This is a genomic window from Microvirga yunnanensis, from assembly GCF_025460875.1.
Genome location: NZ_JAMXFI010000175.1, coordinates 1 through 17012, shown reverse-complemented (window position 1 = coordinate 17012; position 17012 = coordinate 1). Strand labels below are relative to the sequence as shown.

Here is a 17012-nt window from a genome sequence, read left to right as displayed (position 1 = left end):
CTCCTAGTGAGCCTTGTAACAAGGGCTTTCCGAAGAAAGCTGAGGCGGTTCGTTCAACCGAACAACCGGCAGAGCACCTATCACCGGAATTGATCCTTGAGGCCTGCCCGACCTTAAGCGACTACGGTCAGCCCGTGCGGGATCTGGCCGACATCGTCTCGGCCGGCCGCTACCTGCGGGCCTCGCTGGGGGCGCATGAGAGCGCCTGGGCCGAGGCCGTGGAGGAGATCGGCACCGTTAGGGCGGCGATCGCCGTGATCTACACCCTGCAGCTCTACGAGGACGACGTGGCCAAGAACGGCGGGGAGAGCCGGATCAAGAACCCGGGCGGCTACTTCCGCGCGCTCGCCCGCATGGTCAAAACCGGCAAGATCGACCTCGCCGTCGAGCTCCTGGCCATGAGGAGGCGCAGAATGGCGTAGGGAGAGGAACTATGCGCGGCGAGACGACGAGGGGCCAGCAGGCCTGGGGTCCGGGAGCGGCAACAGCAGGGTGCATCACCGATGTGAATCGTTGGTGCTCAATGGATTCAGGACTTTGATTGGACCGCGTCCGGGAGCTCGCGCAACACTGGCGCATGGCTCACGACACGATCCACTATCTGGTTCTGCACCGGTGCGATCCAAGCTGCAACATGGCTCGCTACTATGTCCTGTCGGTCGAGCCCAGCCTGTTTGGGGATGCTGCCCTGATCCGGGAGTGGGGCCGCCTTGGTCGACCAGGCCAGCGCAGGGTCGAACTCTACGAAAACCGATCCTGTGCCGTGGAGGCCCTCGAGACTTGGCTCCAGCGCAAGCAGCGCCGCGGCTATCTGCTCCAAGGCGGGTAGGGCTGGGGTCCTGGATCAGCCTCAACGCAGGATCTTGAGCAGTTCTTCGACAGCTTCAGCCTCCTTGAGACTGCCTCTCTCGTACTGGCGTAGCACGTCCCTGATTTGAGCGCGCTTTGACCGTGAGTTGCCAACCTGCTCATCGTGGGCGGCTGCTTGCCTTTGGATCACAGGCGGAGATGCAGGCTTGCGGAAGTAGATCTGAGCTTTTTGCAGCAGTCTCATGGTCAGCATTCTTCGTCGATGGCTCTGATGATCGATACGGGAGCTCTTGAGGCTGGTCCGTCGCCTTGTATCCTTAGTTAGCAACCGGCAGGGTTGAGGAAGACAGACTTTGGTAGAAGGATGAGAAACGAGTAGGTTGCGCTTCGACCACTGGGTCGGTGTGATCAGAGCTTCGACAGTGCCCGTCGCTGACAGGAGCGGAGGGGTGCTGGGAGGATTACAGCGGATGGATGAGAGTTTCTCACCGACCATTTTCCTTTATGGCATGGCCCTCGTGCTGGCTGTGGGAAAGGCGTTCACGCTGACGATCTGGCGGACCCTTCCAAAGCCCAGACCAGGCCTAAGGCAGGAGATGCTGCAGGCCTGGGAGAACCGCAGGCTCCGGAAACAGGCTGTAGAGACACCAGTCCGGCATCCTCAAAGCGAAGAGATGGCGGGCGAGCCCTCGAAGCATGCTGAAGCGGCTGAAGGGGACCCACACGCCACAGTCCCAGCTTCAGAACAGAGTTCGGCAACCCAAACAAGGCCCAACCCAGCTCCTGAAAAGGAGCTCTAGAGCATCGGACGGTTACACGGACGCATATCCGGCGGCCTTGAGGAAGTTCCAGCATTCGTGTGGCTCGAAGAGATTGCAGATGTCACCGAGGACGCGCCAGAGCGCGTCGAAGGTGCGTGCCTCGGCCTTGCGCAGGTGTGCCTTGATCTTGGCGAAGGCCTGTTCAATTGGATTGAGATCGGGCGAATAGGCAGGCAGAAACAGGAACCAGGCGCCTCTCTGTTTCAGACACTGGGCGGCTTTCTCGTTCTTGTGGACCGCCAGATTGTCGAGGATCACCACGTCACCTTGGTGCAGGCTCGGCGCGAGTTGTGTCTCGATGTAAGCCTCAAACGCCAACCGGGTGATCGGACCATCGATCACCCACGGGGCGCTCAACTCGTTGCACCGCAGCCCTGCAATGAACGTGTGAGTTTTCCAGTGGCCAAAGGGAACGCTCATGCGCAGCCGCTGGCCGCGGCGAGAGCGTCCGCGCAGGCGCGTCATCTTGGTGTTGACGTAAGTCTCATCGAGAAACACCAAGCGGTGCGGCTGCTCGCGCATGCGCGGCTGACGCTGGGCATGCCAGGCGCGACGCTCATCCCGCACGTCGGCGTGTGCGCACTCCGCTGCCATCAGGGATTTCTTTTATATGAGAAGCCACGCCGGCACAGGAAACGCGAGAGCACCGCCGGGGCTGCCACGATCCCATGCTCCTCCCGCAAGCGAGCGGCCAGTTCGGGCATGGTGATGGCGGGCTTGGCCTCGACGGTCTGGATCAGGAAGCTCTCATAGGGCACCAGCTTGCCGCTTCCGGGCGGTCGGCCCTGCTGGGTCGGCGCGAGTGAGCCCATCTGCCGCTTCCGCCGCATCAGCTTGATGGCACAGCTGTCACTGACCCCGAAGTGGCGGGCCGCCGCCCGGCAGGAATGGCCCGCCTCGACAAAGGCCGCGATCCGCACGCGCAGATCCAAGGAGAAGCTCTGGGTCATGATCCACCTCCTGCTCCCAGAAGGGAATCACACTTCAGCCCAGGCCGAAACCTCTTGAATCTACCTTTCAGTCCGATGTTCTAGAGATTCCAGCCGCGTCAAGCCCCCTCGGGTTGATCAGACTTTGCGCCTTCGGCCACGATCTTGAGCATGTCGTCGGGCAACGGTCGATGCAGCTTGAGCGCCATCGTCCGTCGGCGCGGTGAGCCAGGTTCCTTACTCCTCCGGGTGGTGAGGATAACGGGCATGGCCTTTGGGTGGATCGGTCCGACAACGCCATTCGGCTCCGAGGTCAGAAATGCATAGAGCAGGTGCTCCCCCTCGGCCGGCTCGGCCTTCGTGCCGCGCACTCCTGTCCAGAGCCGCCAAATCCCCGCGAAGGCCGCCAGGGGCTGGTCCCTGGAGAGCGCAAACCACACAGGGGTCTTGCGCGGCTTGGTGTCCTTGTACTCTGTTATATGGACAGGCAAGCGCTTCGTGTGCCGGGCAGGCCATGAGGCGATCGGAGTCCTCACCACGGGAGCCATCTGGTCCGGGAAGATCGCGGGCGGTACAGTTGCCGGCGCTGTCGCGGCTAACCTCGAAGGCTCGGCGCATCGCCTCCTGGGTCGTGTGGACAGAGTGTAGGTTACACACAGGCTAAACCCTCCGGCAGCATGGTCCCCCAGACCATTCTCAAATCGCTCATAGGCTGGCATAACCGAGGGATGATCAACAAGCCGACCACCGCAACTTCGCAGGTTATGACAGACCAGATGCAGCCAGATCCCGGATTGCCCAACGATCTCATGTCTGAGGCTGAAGTGGCTCTAAGATTGGCGGAGTTCATCCTGTCACTATCCGGCTCTGGAGCGATGGCCGGCGTTGCGATCGATGGAGCAGGCATCAATGTCGGTAGTGGCCTCGTCTTTGACATCGGCCGCTTCATGGTCGCTACTGGGTGGGTACCAGTTAAAGAGGCGCAGGTCAGCCGGAGTGCCTGGACTGGCGCTTACCGGCGCGACGACAAGACGGTCCGGGTGCATGCGCGTCCCGGCCACGGCAACGTGGTCGCTCAGATTAACGGCCGCCGTATCGTCGCTGTATGTACAGAGGGGCCGCAGATCCGTAAGCCTGGAGGTCCCGAGCCTCGGTTGCTGACGACAGCTCTCGGTCAGGCGCTGCTGTTGGATATCGTCGCTGACGACATCGTAATCACCGCCGTGCCGGATACGCCAGTCTTCCGCCAACTTGCGGAGACTTGGCGGAGCCGTCCGCTCATCAGGCGGGCTCATATCCAGCTTGCTCTGGTCCACCGAGATGGCACCGTATCAGGCTTGAACCTCTAGGGCCATCGTGCAAAAAGCCGGCGAGCGGCTCATCAACCAGCTGTCGATTGCGAGGCAACGCTATCCTAAATTGATCGACACCGAACCCGCGATGGGGCTTGACCTGGCACATTCCAGGGTAACACTTGCTGCGTGTCATCAGCTTCAGGAATTTGATCAGGCGCCTTGCGATCGGGATCGGAATCTGCCTCATGGCGTTCACTGCTCAATCACAGGCTCAGACCGGCCCATCGCCCTCTGAAAGTACCAATCTATCACGCGCCGATATCCGCGAATTGATTGATGCAACCAAGGCCGCCGCGAAGGCCTCTCGGGAGAACGTGGACTACAATCGTGTGATCCCCGACATTCTGACCCAAATCCTAGCCAAGCTGGATAAGTTCGAGGACAAACTCGACAAGGTTGAGAACTCGATCAAGCGAACTCAGCCCACCCGCGCCACCGCTCGATAGGGCAGGGGTAGAGCCCGATCACGCGGGGATTTACGCCTCCCGGGATTGGATGACACTCCCACTCCCTAAAGGGAATGAGTTTCTTGATTTCCAGGCCACCGCGTGTTCAGCCGATTATGGATCGTTCTCACTCGAGATCGTCGAGATGGCGTTCCGCGATACTTACGGCGATGCGCTGGAATTTCTCTACAAGCATCCAGTGTATCAGGAACGCCAGTGGCCTAGGCCGCTAAAGGGAGGCAACGCCTCCCTTTTTCGTGGGCATAAACTCAAACCCCGTACCGAGACTAGGGCCGGACAGCCGTGACCTCGATCTCGACCAGAAAGCCTGGGTTCGCCAATCCGGCGACTTGAAATACTGAGCGGGTTGGTAGGTTCGGCTGCTCAGTGGTCCCGAAGAACTGAGTGTATCCCTGCATGAACCCAGCGAAATCCATCTTCCCACCCTTACTCGGATCGCCAACGAGGAAGACCTGCATCCTGACCACATCTCCCATTTTAAGGCCGATTGAGCTCAGCGTCTTCTCGATCGAGCGCAGCACAGTTTCAGTCTGTGTCTTCGTATCGCCATAGGCTTCAATGGTGTTCTTTGCGGCACTCTGGTTCGAGACCGGCGGAACCGCACCGCTGACGTAGACCGTCGTCTTGCCCGCCGGAATTTCAACAGCCTGTGCGATCGGGAAGTCCGAATTCGGGATCTTGTGCCGGGTGACGTCCTGGGCGGAAGCAGGCGCAACAAGAGCAAGTAGCGTCGCAAGCGCTGGCGCCCCAACAAGGCGATGTATCATTTATTGTCTCCAGTAGGTTGGTAGAACGGATCGAATTACTGTCTAGCGTGACTGGGTCACTTCCTGGGCTGTCACCTTGTCCTCGTAAGAATTGCCAAAGTGCGTCCGCACGTAGTTCACAACCTCCGCAACCTGCTCATCAGTCATCATCTTGCCAACGGGAGGCATGCCCTTGAGCCCATGGAGCACCACTGTAATCGGGTAGCCCGCGGCCTCAAGCTTTGGGTTACTAGCGAGGGCAGGGTAGACGCCCGCACCGGATGCCCCTTTGCCGCCCGGCATATGGCACGCTGCGCACACGCTGTTGAACAACGCCTCGCCGGACTTGTGGGCGAAGACGCGGGTCGGGCTCAATCTCGGCTCAGCGGAGGGCTGAGCTGCTTGCTGAGCGGTTGCGCTGGCCGCGCAAGTCACGAGTAATGTTGCTGCCAGACCATAGGCGCTCATGGCCCGTTTCATGGTTTCGAACATCACGGAATCCTTCGAAATTTTTGAGGGATGACCTATTGGAATGCGTCAGCTCGCCAAGACCCGCTTGTGCAGTCGTGAGATTGCATCGAGCGACGACAGGATCGCGCCTTCCATCCAGGCTGGAATGTAGGAGGCATGCTCGCCCGCAAGGACGATGCGGCCGTCAATCTGGCAGAGGTTGTCGTAATGCTCCTTCCGCGCTTCTTCAGTCCAGTCGCCGGCGCAGCCGAGAGTGAACGGTACTCGGTGCCAAGCGACCGAAATCCCGGTCTCGAATTCCTGGCGGTATTGCGGATGGATCTGGGCGCCGAACTCCACCGCTTGCCTCACGCGCTCGGCAGGGTCCATGGCCGTGAGCTCGTATGAATTGGCACCATTCCATGTGTAGGCCCCCAGCAGCACCCCCTTGCCGCCTTGGTTATACCCGGTGCTGGGATATGAGATCTGGGATATCGGCAGATCCGTGTAGCTGATGCCGCCGTAGATCCGCTCATCTTCTTCCCAGAACCGGCGCTTGAATTGCAGGCCAACCTTCACTGATGACGCATAGGGTACCGCTCCGATCGCGGCCTGCATCGCGGCGCCGACATTCAGCTCGATCTGGCTCAGGATCGTCAGAGGAATCGTGCAGACGCACCAGTCTCCGGTCGCCTGAAGCGTCGTACCCGGTTTCGTCGTGTCCTCATACGTGACCGCAACGCCTTTTTCGTCCTGTTGGATGGCCTTCACCTTCGCATTGTAGCGGATGATGTCACCAAGTTCCCTCGCGAACGCCTTGCCGATCATATCCATGCCGCCAACAGGCTGGAACATGGTCGTCTGAAACTCATAGAGCGAAAAGTTTGCCAGCGATCGCCAGAGGCGCGAGTTCAGAACCTCGGTGAACTTGATCGGCTCGCTGTCGGTCGGTCGTGCAGTTAGACCGCCGCCAGGATCCTGCATGTAGCCCCGGTACTCCGAAGTCAGGTGCCCGGCCTTATAATTATAGTCCTTGTCGAGTGCGCCCCAGGACTTCAGAGCCTGCAGCAGGATCTCTTGGTCTTCTTTCGACACGACGTCTTCGAGCTTGCCTTGCTGTGTAACCTTTGCCAACAGCTCCGAAACACCTCCAGTGAAGTCGGTCTTGATATCCTTGATACGTTGCGGCTTACCGCCGAACGCCTTGGCGGAGTGCAGGAAAGCGTTGTGGTTGAGCTGCTGGAATGGCTCAAGCTGCACGCCCAAGCGCCTGCAATAATCCAACAGCGCATGGTGGTGGTACGGGATGCGCCAGGGTCCTGGATTGATGTACATCCCGGAGTCGAATTCACACTTCTGCGTTGCCCCACCGAGCTCGGTGAAAGTGTCCCCGCCGCGCAAAGACCAATTCCGGCCACCTGGCCTTTGGTTGAATTCGAGAATCTGGACTTTGTACCCTGCCTTCCTCAATTCCAAGGCAGCGGTCATACCGGCAAGCCCGGCGCCGAGAACGAGGACCGATGCACCTTTTGCATCGCCATCGAGGTTGATCGGCCCCGTGTAGCCGGACTCAGCGGCGAAGCCCAAGCTCGTCATTGCCTGATACATGGCTGCACTACCGGCGGTCATGCCGATCATGGCAAGCAGGTTGCGACGGCTCATGCCTTGTGATCCAGACCCGTTTTGCATTTTTCCCTCGTTCGAATGGACCTGCGAGGCAGCTTCGACCGCTGCCGGCAGCGCTAATAGACCCCGATTTGGCACCTACCCGAAAGAGGTAGCTGCGCATTGATTTTCATCTTGGTGCCAGTTTTCGGGGCAGCCTGCGTGTTGCTTAAGCTTCCTGGGAAACCCACCGGATCCTATCCGGTGGGGCCTTTCCTCTCTCGCGTTCCTACTTTCCTGCGACTTTCGACAGCGTGTCGAAGATCATCTGCGTTCCCTCATCGAGCGACTTCACGGCAATGCGCTCGTCGTTGCCATGCATCCGTTCCAGGGTATTGTTGTCCAACGGGTACGGATAAATGCCGTAGACCGGTACACCCCGCTGCCGCCAGGCTGACGCATCGGTTCCAGCCTCAAACAGGGCCGAAACCACCTCCGCCTGGGGCCAGACCTTCTTGCTGCTCTCGGCCAGTGCCTTATAGAGTTCGGTTTCCGTGGAGGAAGCCGCGGCCTTCGTAGCCTTGTCGTAATAATCCCGCGCCTCTGCATCAGACATGGTTCCGGCCAAAGACACTTTCACCGACGGGTCATCAATGGCAGCCTCGACTTGCTTGAGCACATCCCATGGAACCGAACCTGGCACGAGGCGGACATTGATGTACGCCTCAGCGGCGCCCGGGATGACATTTTCCTTGACCCCCGCTTTAACGACCGTCGTCGCGACCGTGTTGCGCATCAGGGCGTGCCAGAGGAGAGGATAATCTCCTTTCTCAGACACCCGCTTGCCGGCCTCCCGCAATGCGGCTGGGTCCTCACTCTTCGCGAGCGTCGCAAGGTCCGCGGCCAGTGCGCCCTCGGTGCTCTTGGAAAGGGCCTCAAAGTAGGCTCGCGTTTGGGGAGTCAAGGTCGGATCGGTATCCCAAACCGAAACCTTGGCCAAAGCTCGAGTAAGTCGCCCTATCGCACTGTCCGGCATCGGACGTGATGAGTGAGTAGGGGTACCCAAAACTTCAAGTTTCAGACCTGAGTAAATCTTATCACGCGTGGTGATATTGACCTGCCTCGTGACGCCACCTTTGTCTTGGAAAATCCAGCCGCCTTCGTTCAGAGCAAATTCGGCATCGATCTTGTCCCAGTGATTTTTGGCAAGCCAAGTGGTGCCATACTCGCCGGCTTCCTCGTCTGCTTCAGCCAAGAAAATCACGTCGCGCGCTAGCGGCTTCTTGCTTTCGGCCAGCATAAGAACCGCTTGGGCAAAGACGGCTTGGCCCCCTTTAAAATCCATAGCTCCGCGTCCAAGGACAAAGCCGTCCTTAATCACGCCGCCAAATGGATCAACTGTCCAAGTAGCCCGCTCGACGGGAACCACGTCCGAGTGCCCGGCGAGGAGAACAGGTCGCTTGCTCCCGTCACCTTTCAGACGGGCGATGAAATGCGCACGTCCTTCGTCCGGGGTCCTGATGATTTCGTTCGGAATTCCAGCCGCATCGAAGATCTTTTTAAGATACTCAGCTTGTTCGATCGTTCGACCCGGAGGGTTGCTGGTATCGAAGCGCAATAAGTCCTGCAGCAAAGCCGCTGTCTTACTGGAGTTCGTATCCCCAGGAGCCGCAGGAGCGGAAATGCTCCCGGCAAAAAGTGCGAGCGCGGTGAACGAAGAGACGGATATCCATTTCACGACAGAGCTTCCTTCCTTGAAATGGGTGAAAGAAATCACCCGCGTCTGCGCGCGAGACTTCGCCGGGTCACTCAGAGGACGATTGCTTGTTATTGGAGGTCCCGCAGAGACAATGCCCCTCCCACATGGGCCGCGCCGAGAATCTAAGGTGCGGCCACGGCCCAAAGACATTACAAAATCTGATATCGGAGGCGAGTTAGTCTTTATGACACATTGATGGGGACTATTACCGCCTTAAATCTGCCAGCCCGAATACATTCGATCACAAAATAAAAAGAAATCCATCATCGAAATTTATATTTCGAAGAGGCTTGCATGGGTAATTACCCACGCCCCATTTTGATCTGAGGTTCAGGCGGACACGGTCTGCAGGATTGTGTTGAACGCGTTGGTTCCCGGGCCGAGACGAGCGGTGTCGACGACGGTGCGAATGTCTGCTTCGCCTTCGGCCGCCCACATGGCCCGGTAGCCGTTGGTCACCTTGCGCTGAATGACGGCCGGTCTGAGCGCGCGTTCGCAGGCGTTATTCGTCGCCTCCACCATGCCGGGCCAGTGGGCGAAGGTCAGAAGCTGATCACGGGCGCGCCGGACCTTGCTCTGCAGATCACGGGCCAGATCACAGGAGGTCGGCGCGGCCAGGATCGCCTCCAGACTGCGCTCCAGGGCGCGGCGCTTGCGGGCCAGGGTTGAGGCGGCCAGGGTTGCGACCTCCTGCGCCAGGGCGAAGGCCCGGTGCAGCCATAGCTTGAGGCGGGAGGGCAGCACATCCTCGCTGATCTCATCGGCATAGGCGACACCGCGGGAAAGATGGGCCAAGCAGGTCTGATGGGCATCGGCATGGCCCTGCTGGGCACTGTAGCGGTCGGAGCACCAGACCGCGGGCCGGTGCCCATCCATCATCGTCCGGACCACAATGGAGCCTCGGGTCGGCGAGGCGTGATGGACCACCGCCTCCGAGCAGCGAAACACCCAATGATAGGCGTTGCAGCCCTCGATCCGGACGCCGGTCTCGTCGGAAGCGATGACCCGGGCCTGGCGTAACGCCGCCACCGCCTTGTCGCGCTCGGTTGCGAAGGGGCGCTGCGCCCGGCGCAGCAGGTTCATCAGCCCACCCTGGCTGAGGGTGAGGCCGAACAGATCGGCGAATGCGCTTTGCAACCGCTCGTACGACAGAGCCTGGAAGGTCTTCAAGTAGGTGGCCATGGCATGGACGCGCGGCCCGAACGGCGTCCCCTTGGCCGCCTCTGGCACGGGGGCGACAACCCGCGTCCCACAGGTCGGACAGCGCACCGCTAGGCGCCGATGGCGCTCGATCCAAGGCTTGATGGTGGGCAGCTCGATCGTGTCGTGTTCGCTCACGGTCTCGCTAGGAAGATCGGTTGCCAGCCTGGTCCGGCAGCATGGGCAGTGGTCCGGCTGATGCTCGACGAGGCGATCGACATCCGGGCTCATGGCGCGGCTGTGCCCTTCATGCCCCGGCTTAGCGCCACCTGGTTTGGAGCGCTCGCGCTGCTCCTTGCGATCGGTCGAGGGTGGCTTTGAGGATGTGCGCGAGGTCTTGGGCGGTCGCTGCAGCCGCAGCACCAGCTCGATCAGCTCTTCCTTGCTCAGACGTTCAAGATCGCTGCGGCCCATACCAGCAGGGAATCAGCGAATCCCGCTTCGCGCAAGGGCTTGGGTAATTACTTGCATGGTTGTCGAGAGCCAGAAATGTGCTGCTGGACCGACGCTGCCCCCTTATACGCCCTCGCTTAAGTTCCTTAGATGCTCTGACCGGCGCGTGCTGACGATGCCTTGCCCGGCATCACCTCCCGTTGGGATAGAATGATCGCACTCTCGAGCGGATTGACCATTTCTATCGTCAGAACCAACAAAATCACTCGGCCCCCTGAACTCGTGCGACGTCGATCACGTCTTTAATGCGCCCTTCCCTGAGGGTCTCCAGAGGAGAAAGCCCCTCGAGCGCATCGTCTGGGACCAAAAGCCATTCGAGCCGCATCCAGTCGTCTCGCATTGGCATGACATCCAGGATGACATCGAGGCCTTAGACAATCCGAGTGGGTATAAACTGACACGCCGGGTAGCCGTATTTGCCCCTGCTTCGTACCGCGATCGGCACTCCTGCTTTGTGTCGATCCTCGATTGCTTCCTCGGGAACGTTAAGGAGTGATGCAACCTGCGGAAGTGGGTACAGGCCACCAGCCATCTCCACCAATTCCGTCTTTCAAGCGAGTCCTCCAGCGATGAGGGTCTGGATCTCGGCTACCATTGCATTCACCTGAGAGCCTATAGCCATCAAGGGAAGAAGATCCAGATGACTTGGCAGATCCGAACCCCTGTGATTACCCTCGAACCGGAGTAGAGGAGTTCATCTCCCACCCGGCCAGTACAAACTACTCGGTCACCTCGACAACCTTAAGCCCAATGCGCCGCCGGGTGCGGGACATTGGATAACCGAGAGGATTGCAGACAACACGCATCTCATGATCCCCCGCTGGCATCAAGTAGTCGAACGGGGCGTTCACATGTCCATGTATCCACAGAGCTTGATCTTCGGAAAACGATCCGGGTCAATGTTGATTACGAGGAAGGTGTTCAGGACATCTCCCTGGAACTCGGCTTCTATAGACTGAGGGAAAGGAGCATGATGTGTGATGATCACATCCGCCATCGCCTGTTCGAGGAAGGTCACGTGGTCCTGGTTGAGTGCGTTCCACTTCCATGCAGCGCAGTTGCGGATGTTTGCAAAGTCGGGGAACCTCGATGTCTAGAGCATGCCGAGCTCATCGATATGGGTCAGAGCGTCGCAATGGCGAACTGAATGCCGTTGATCACGGCGATCTCACCAGTGTCGTTTGAGAACTCGGCACCGTAATAGCTGTGATTGCCATTCACATGGATGACAGGCAAACCCAATTGATCCTCGATCTTTGTGAGCACTTGGTGCCGGATCTCAGGATCGGGATGCGTGTCGCCGGCGATCACCAGGACATCGGCATCGACTTCACGGGGGAGCGAGAGGCTGCCATAGACATGGAACATCCCTTCTGGCTTGGTCAAAGGTAGGTCCTGGGCTGAAGCGGTACTCCCATATCACGAGAGATCGTTCGGCGCCGCTATCCTCCAGGCCGACAGAATTCTTGTCAAAAGGGTCGTTATCGGCCTTCTTGTTATCCTCCTTCCGATCTGGACGACTTGGAACTGAATTCATCCGCGCCGGCCCTATGGACCAGCGGGAGCGACAATACAGGCCACTGTGTCATCTACCCCGCCTATGTCGGAACATCGAGCGCCTGCGTCTCACCTCTTGTATCGGTAACCATCAGGTCATCCGAGCCATTCTTGGCTAGCGTGGCGTTGATCGCCATACCATCCGCGGTCTGATCGTACATAAAGGATTCTCTTACGAAGTATTTGGCAGCGACAGGGCGTACTTGGCGAAAGGTGGACGAAAATGTTTGTTTTGAGGGATGAAAAGAAAAAATCCCTGAAGTGAACAGCTGACCTGAGCCCAGTGGCTCTAGGTTCGATCCTCTCATCCTTGGGTTGCGTTGCCACGCTCCGACGGCTCTCGGCCCATCACCAACCTGCCCTACCATTATGAATGAACAACGACTTGACCTGAGCGCCCGGCTAGAGGCACATACTATCCTGGACCGCCTCGTAGCCAAAGGGCCAACCTTTCCCACAGGAGACGCCCGTCGGCTGATTGACCTCGTTCCAGTAGCACCCAGCTCCCGCATCTCGTTCACAGGTATCTTTCGAAGTCGCGAGCCTGGCGCCAAAGGGCATGCCGCCAGCATCGGCGATGTCAACTTGGAAGGGGAGGCGAAGCAAACAACGTTGACGCTCAACGTACCTGCCTCGCACCGAATCGGCGGCTATGTGGTGACGCATACTCCCGGGCACCTGGAAATCGAGCTGATGTGGGCGGAGACCCGAGCCGACCAAACGGGGCAGAGCTGCGCTCTGATCTATGACGTTAGAACCAAAGAGCCAGAGGAGATGCGCATTGCTGTGCAGAAATCACTGAGCATGCTGTTCATTACCTTTCACTTCGTCTCGTTCATCCCATGGAAGACACCCGAGAGTGTCTGAGCGCCGTGAGGACAGGAGATCTTGAGCAGAGAGCTGAACCAGCTCTGCAGTGATCAAGTGAACCGAGTAATGCTTATATGAAAAGCTGCCTCTGCAGCTCAGAGGCGATGCCTTTTGCCATCCTCGGTACTGATGCGCAGGACGACGGGTTTGGTCCTCACAAGCGTTATGAGCATATTCCCGTTCCTCACTCAGTCTGCTGTCGCCTGCTCCATACAGATCTTCTCTGGTGGTTTCGACCCTGATCCCAATAAGAGACTCTGCGCATTCAGGCAGAACCTGTGGCGGCTCGGATCGCGGTCAATGGTGTTTCCGGAGGCAATCCGACGCTTCTCTGGGACCGCCGCCTTCTTGTAAAGGCCGGAACAAAAGCCTGGCGGGCTCAGGATGCTGACAGTCAACAGTATCGCGGGAACAAGAGTCCCGCTCCCTAATGGGTGGTTCGAGGGCCTCTGCCTCATACGGCAAGGTTCACTTCAAGCTTAAATGTATGAGGAATCGACGGCGTCGATGATTGCATGGGCTCTGATGGAAGCCCCATCCGCAATCTCGCCGTTGCTCACCCCGACCAGACTGCGGTGGAAGAGCTACCACGCTGCGCACACTGCATCGGTGGCGCGCTTCTGCGTGTTCGTCCGGATTCCAAAGAAACACAGAAAGCGTGAAGGATCCTCATCAAGGAAAGGAGCAGCAAAATCCCGAGAAAGACAAAGAGGACCTAGCCTGAGGAGGGTCAGATTGCAGATCAAGAACTCAGACGAGAACCAACAACAACATAATTGTGATGGCGAAAGGAGACACACCTCAAATCCCGAAAAGAACAACGGCACCCCGGACAATCATCAACAATCATTCCCCTCAAATCATTTCGACCCGACGCCGATGACATCGGCGGACTTATTCAGCCTGGACTACATCCATGACGACGACCCTTCCCAAGGGCATGCCGGTGACGCCGGCGCCCTCTGCCGCCAGGATCGCAGACGCCCTCAGGGGCGCCGTGATAGGATATGATGCGATGCTTATCGCCTTGGCTGCCGAACTGCGCGATCGGCTCACACTCGCTCAGTCCGCCCGACCTACCGCTGTCTTCCTCCTTGCGGGCCCTGAGATTGCTCACGAGAAAGATGCAATCGCCCATGCACTTGCCGACGTCCTCGGTTACGACTGGGACCTTTACAACCTCGGCGATCCCGATCTGACCGCTGCACGGCTATTCCGGTCTGGGCCATCGGGTCCATTGCCGGGCTCACTGCAACACCAGCTTATGAGAGCGCCGCATTCGGTCATCGTCCTCGACCGGATCGAACAGGCTGAGCCCAAGGTGATCGAGCGCTTGGTCGCCTGCTGGTGTAGCGGCGTCATTGTTGATTCCGCGAGGATCCGGATCCCGACCAAGGGGGCGATCTTCCTGCTGACGACTGCTGTCGCGCAGGACCGGCTCGGCCAGATCGGCCGGGACGACCTGTCGGCCGATCAACGGCATCTGGCCTGCCTCAAGATTATGTCGGACGAGGGTATACCGGCCCATCTCCTACGACGTGTCGATGCCGCCTTCTGCCTCGAGGGCATGAGCATGCATGACCTTGCCCGCGCGTGCCGGCATCGCCTGGAACAGCAGGTGGCCGCGCATGGGTTGATCCTGGCAGGGGATGGCCTCGCCCCCGAGGTGCTGACTTGCGCCATGACGTCGGCACTCGGCGTTTCGGCCCTGGCATTCAAACACCGCCGCGTCGCTCTCGACCGCCGCCTCGTACAATGTCGCAAGACGGGCGTCACGCACGTCCGGCTGGTGATGGACGATGACGAGATTGGTGTCGAGCCGATCGAGACGGTGATTGCAGCCGGGATTCACAAGCCTGCCTGACAAGCACCACCAGCAAGCGCACTGACAACTTCTTGGGCACAGCAGGCTCGCGGAGAGCGCGATCCCGCTCTTAGCCTCACGACGCCTCAGCGGGCCGAGCAATCGGCCGCGATCTCATCAGCAACCCTTCTTCAAACGTTCAAAGCAATTATCATGACCACACGATCCTTTCTTACCTTGGAGGACATCGTCCGCCTTAGCGTCCGGTTCGCCCTGATCCTGTCGCACCCGAATAGCCCCACCGCTCCTGATCAGGTCCGACGCCGCCTGGGTCTCCTGTTGGATGAGATCGCGCCAGTCCCGGCGCGCTTCCCCAACGGTGCGCCCTCAGGCCCTGCTGTTCCGGGCGCGGTGTTGCCGGATGCTATCATCTCGCTCGAGGATGGCGAGCCCTACAAGGACCTCTACGATCATCTAAGCAAACTCGGATTAGATCCGAAATCTTATCGTCGGAAATGGGGACTTCCGCCCAAATACCCGATGATGGCGCCGAATGAGGTCGAGCGTCGGCGCCGATTGCGCGAGTGCTGTGGCCCTTCACCCTGCCGCAGGAGAAGGCGCCGGAGATCGCCTCGCCATTGCCCGTGATCCCGTTACTCCCCTGACAAGCTGTCCTGGGTCTCACATTGGTGCGCCGGAAAGCCTTAGCCAATGCCGCAGGGCAGCGGCTGTGCCTGCATGAACTGAGCTCGAAAGGCATCAAGGCATGTTCCGAGGGCCAGTGCATCGGTCAAGTGCGCGATCAGATCCATGTCGCCAGTTTACGGTATGGCGGCACCTACGAAGACTAAGGCTCAGGACCTAGTACTGATCCGGCTTGGGTGCTCTTGAAATCTGCGATCCAGTTCAGCGAGATGGATCATGTGGACATGCGTAAGCTTCTAGCAGCAGAGCAAGAGGAGCGTCGCCGGCAAGTCATCTGCCTGCGCGAGAGCGGCCTGACTTATGAGGCCATCGCGGCCTAGGTGGGCCCTCAGGCGCTGCCAACCAGATGGCTCTTATAAGAAGTGGCAGGTTCCAATCGATACTGCCCACGCAGCTGCCACACTTTTAGTTCCTTGGGGAAATTCAGCATCTCATGGGCGACGAGTCACTCGGCCTGAGGCCGAGCAGCTAATCAACTGATGTGAGGCGGTGATTTCCGCACTGAGTTGTGGCGCATGTAAGACACCGGTTTGGCACGCGAGGGTCGCCAACCAGCATCTGCGATGCTCCTACGATGCTGTTCGGTTGTTATTCTAGTGCCGCTAAAGTAGGGGGTGGTGTAAGGCGCTCTTGATCCGCGGTAGCCCGTCAGGAGCGATAGGGTCAACTCTCAGGATCGGGTGCCCTCCAGATGAGTGACGTTGCGAGAAAAGTAGCCGAACATATCCACCGTCCTGCAGAGGCAGGAAAAATATCCCGTCGGATTCTCCCTTCAGAAAACAGCGCAAGCCAATATAGAAGCTCTCCTCGTAGCCCCTCACGGCGCGACGGATGGCGGGATGAATGACAAGGGTGATGCTCTTGCTTTCACAGACCTCTTCGACGCGTTCGAAACTCAACACGGCTGAACCTCGCTGCTGAGGCGGATTGAGCGCCTCAGAGGTTCAACGCCGCTTACACGGTTACGGTTCGCCCAAGGTCAGCCTATCCAACAGGATGAGCTTGCGCCCTGCTTGCGACATGATTATCTCCCGTTAGCACTCTCGCGTGCCGAGTGCTAACACTGCTACTCAACCCAATTGAGTGCACGCTAGCGCTAACACCAGGAGGAAACAAAATGACGTTCCGTCCGCTGCACGACCGCGTTGTCGTCCGCCGCATCGAAGCCGAAGAGAAGACCAAGGGCGGCATTATCATTCCCGATACTGCTAAGGAGAAGCCGCAAGAGGGCGAGATCGTCGCCGTCGGCCCTGGTGCCCGTGACGAGAACGGCAAGGTGGCTGCTCTCGACGTGAAGGCCGGCGACCGCGTCCTGTTCGGCAAGTGGTCCGGCACCGAGGTGCGTATCGATGGCCAGGATCTCCTGATCATGAAGGAATCCGACATCATGGGTGTGATCGAGCAGTCTGCCGAAGCGCAGAAGGCCGCCTAACCCGCCCCGACCAGATAAGAACCAACAGGAGTTCAGCCTATGGCTGCCA

18 protein-coding genes and 2 pseudogenes are annotated in these 17012 nt (G+C 59.0%); 9 read left to right on the top strand and 11 right to left on the bottom strand.

Going from position 1 to position 17012, the window contains the following annotated elements; translation table 11 throughout:
- Positions 1-422: replication initiation protein RepC (gene repC / locus NF876_RS40875; protein ID WP_262273458.1), on the top strand; the 422-nt coding region annotated here is incomplete at its 5' end.
- A gap of 119 nt (positions 423-541) precedes the next feature.
- A complete protein-coding gene (locus tag NF876_RS40870; RefSeq protein ID WP_262273457.1) occupies positions 542-829 on the top strand; it encodes a WGR domain-containing protein in 288 nt (95 codons plus the stop codon).
- A gap of 21 nt (positions 830-850) precedes the next feature.
- Here the strand turns inward: NF876_RS40870 and NF876_RS40865 are convergent, their stop codons facing one another.
- From NF876_RS40865 to NF876_RS40855, 3 genes and pseudogenes are all read right to left on the bottom strand, one after another.
- Positions 851-1054: a hypothetical protein gene (locus NF876_RS40865; protein WP_262273456.1), complete on the bottom strand. Its 204-nt coding sequence runs from the start codon at positions 1052-1054 to the stop codon at positions 851-853.
- A 568-nt stretch (positions 1055-1622) separates the two neighbouring features.
- Positions 1623-2581 (bottom strand): annotated as a pseudogene (locus NF876_RS40860) (IS630 family transposase).
- Between the two features lie 98 nt (positions 2582-2679).
- Positions 2680-3217 (bottom strand): annotated as a pseudogene (locus NF876_RS40855) (SOS response-associated peptidase family protein).
- 71 nt (positions 3218-3288) lie between these two features.
- Between NF876_RS40855 and NF876_RS40850 the strand changes: the two are divergent.
- Together NF876_RS40850 and NF876_RS40845 are read left to right on the top strand one after the other, a co-directional pair.
- A complete protein-coding gene (locus NF876_RS40850) occupies positions 3289-3909 on the top strand; it encodes a hypothetical protein (RefSeq protein ID WP_262273454.1) in 621 nt (206 codons plus the stop codon).
- 191 nt (positions 3910-4100) lie between these two features.
- On the top strand, positions 4101-4361 hold the full coding sequence (locus NF876_RS40845) for a hypothetical protein (protein ID WP_262273453.1): 261 nt from the start codon (positions 4101-4103) through the stop codon (positions 4359-4361).
- A gap of 287 nt (positions 4362-4648) precedes the next feature.
- Here NF876_RS40845 and NF876_RS40840 read toward each other — a convergent pair whose 3' ends face one another.
- The 8 genes from NF876_RS40840 to NF876_RS40810 form a co-directional block, all read right to left on the bottom strand.
- Complete coding sequence (locus tag NF876_RS40840) at positions 4649-5149, bottom strand: RidA family protein (RefSeq protein ID WP_262273452.1); 501 nt, start codon at positions 5147-5149, stop codon at positions 4649-4651.
- Positions 5150-5191: 42 nt separating this feature from the next.
- Positions 5192-5620: a c-type cytochrome gene (locus tag NF876_RS40835; protein WP_262273451.1), complete on the bottom strand. Its 429-nt coding sequence runs from the start codon at positions 5618-5620 to the stop codon at positions 5192-5194.
- Positions 5621-5665: 45 nt separating this feature from the next.
- Positions 5666-7240 carry a flavin monoamine oxidase family protein gene (locus tag NF876_RS40830; protein WP_262273450.1) on the bottom strand — a complete coding sequence of 525 codons (1575 nt, stop codon included), beginning with the start codon at positions 7238-7240 and terminating at the stop codon, positions 5666-5668.
- A 232-nt stretch (positions 7241-7472) separates the two neighbouring features.
- Positions 7473-8921, bottom strand: coding sequence for a M20/M25/M40 family metallo-hydrolase (locus NF876_RS40825; RefSeq protein ID WP_262273449.1), 1449 nt, complete (start codon positions 8919-8921; stop codon positions 7473-7475).
- Between the two features lie 351 nt (positions 8922-9272).
- Complete coding sequence (tnpC, locus tag NF876_RS40820) at positions 9273-10556, bottom strand: IS66 family transposase (RefSeq protein ID WP_262273448.1); 1284 nt, start codon at positions 10554-10556, stop codon at positions 9273-9275.
- A 241-nt stretch (positions 10557-10797) separates the two neighbouring features.
- The gene (locus tag NF876_RS43770; protein ID WP_373696793.1) at positions 10798-10920 is read right to left on the bottom strand and encodes an Rv2175c family DNA-binding protein; all 123 of its coding nucleotides are present in this window, start codon (positions 10918-10920) and stop codon (positions 10798-10800) included.
- A 522-nt stretch (positions 10921-11442) separates the two neighbouring features.
- Positions 11443-11613 (bottom strand): hypothetical protein, encoded by a 171-nt coding sequence (locus NF876_RS40815; protein WP_262273447.1) that lies wholly within the window; start codon positions 11611-11613, stop codon positions 11443-11445.
- A gap of 104 nt (positions 11614-11717) precedes the next feature.
- Complete coding sequence (locus NF876_RS40810) at positions 11718-11981, bottom strand: hypothetical protein (RefSeq protein WP_262273446.1); 264 nt, start codon at positions 11979-11981, stop codon at positions 11718-11720.
- Positions 11982-12764: 783 nt separating this feature from the next.
- On the opposite strand from NF876_RS40810, the gene NF876_RS40805 reads away from it, so the two are divergent.
- The 5 genes from NF876_RS40805 (at position 12765) to groES (ending at position 16963) form a co-directional block, all read left to right on the top strand.
- On the top strand, positions 12765-13019 hold the full coding sequence (locus tag NF876_RS40805; RefSeq protein WP_262273445.1) for a hypothetical protein: 255 nt from the start codon (positions 12765-12767) through the stop codon (positions 13017-13019).
- A 738-nt stretch (positions 13020-13757) separates the two neighbouring features.
- Positions 13758-14033, top strand: coding sequence for a hypothetical protein (locus NF876_RS40800; RefSeq protein WP_262273444.1), 276 nt, complete (start codon positions 13758-13760; stop codon positions 14031-14033).
- 4 nt (positions 14034-14037) lie between these two features.
- Positions 14038-14886 carry a P-loop NTPase family protein gene (locus NF876_RS40795; RefSeq protein WP_262273443.1) on the top strand — a complete coding sequence of 283 codons (849 nt, stop codon included), beginning with the start codon at positions 14038-14040 and terminating at the stop codon, positions 14884-14886.
- Positions 14887-15039: 153 nt separating this feature from the next.
- Positions 15040-15474: a MucR family transcriptional regulator gene (locus NF876_RS43765; RefSeq protein ID WP_373696792.1), complete on the top strand. Its 435-nt coding sequence runs from the start codon at positions 15040-15042 to the stop codon at positions 15472-15474.
- Between the two features lie 1174 nt (positions 15475-16648).
- A complete protein-coding gene (gene groES / locus NF876_RS40785) occupies positions 16649-16963 on the top strand; it encodes a co-chaperone GroES (protein ID WP_262273442.1) in 315 nt (104 codons plus the stop codon).
- The last annotated feature ends 49 nt before the right edge of the window (positions 16964-17012 follow it).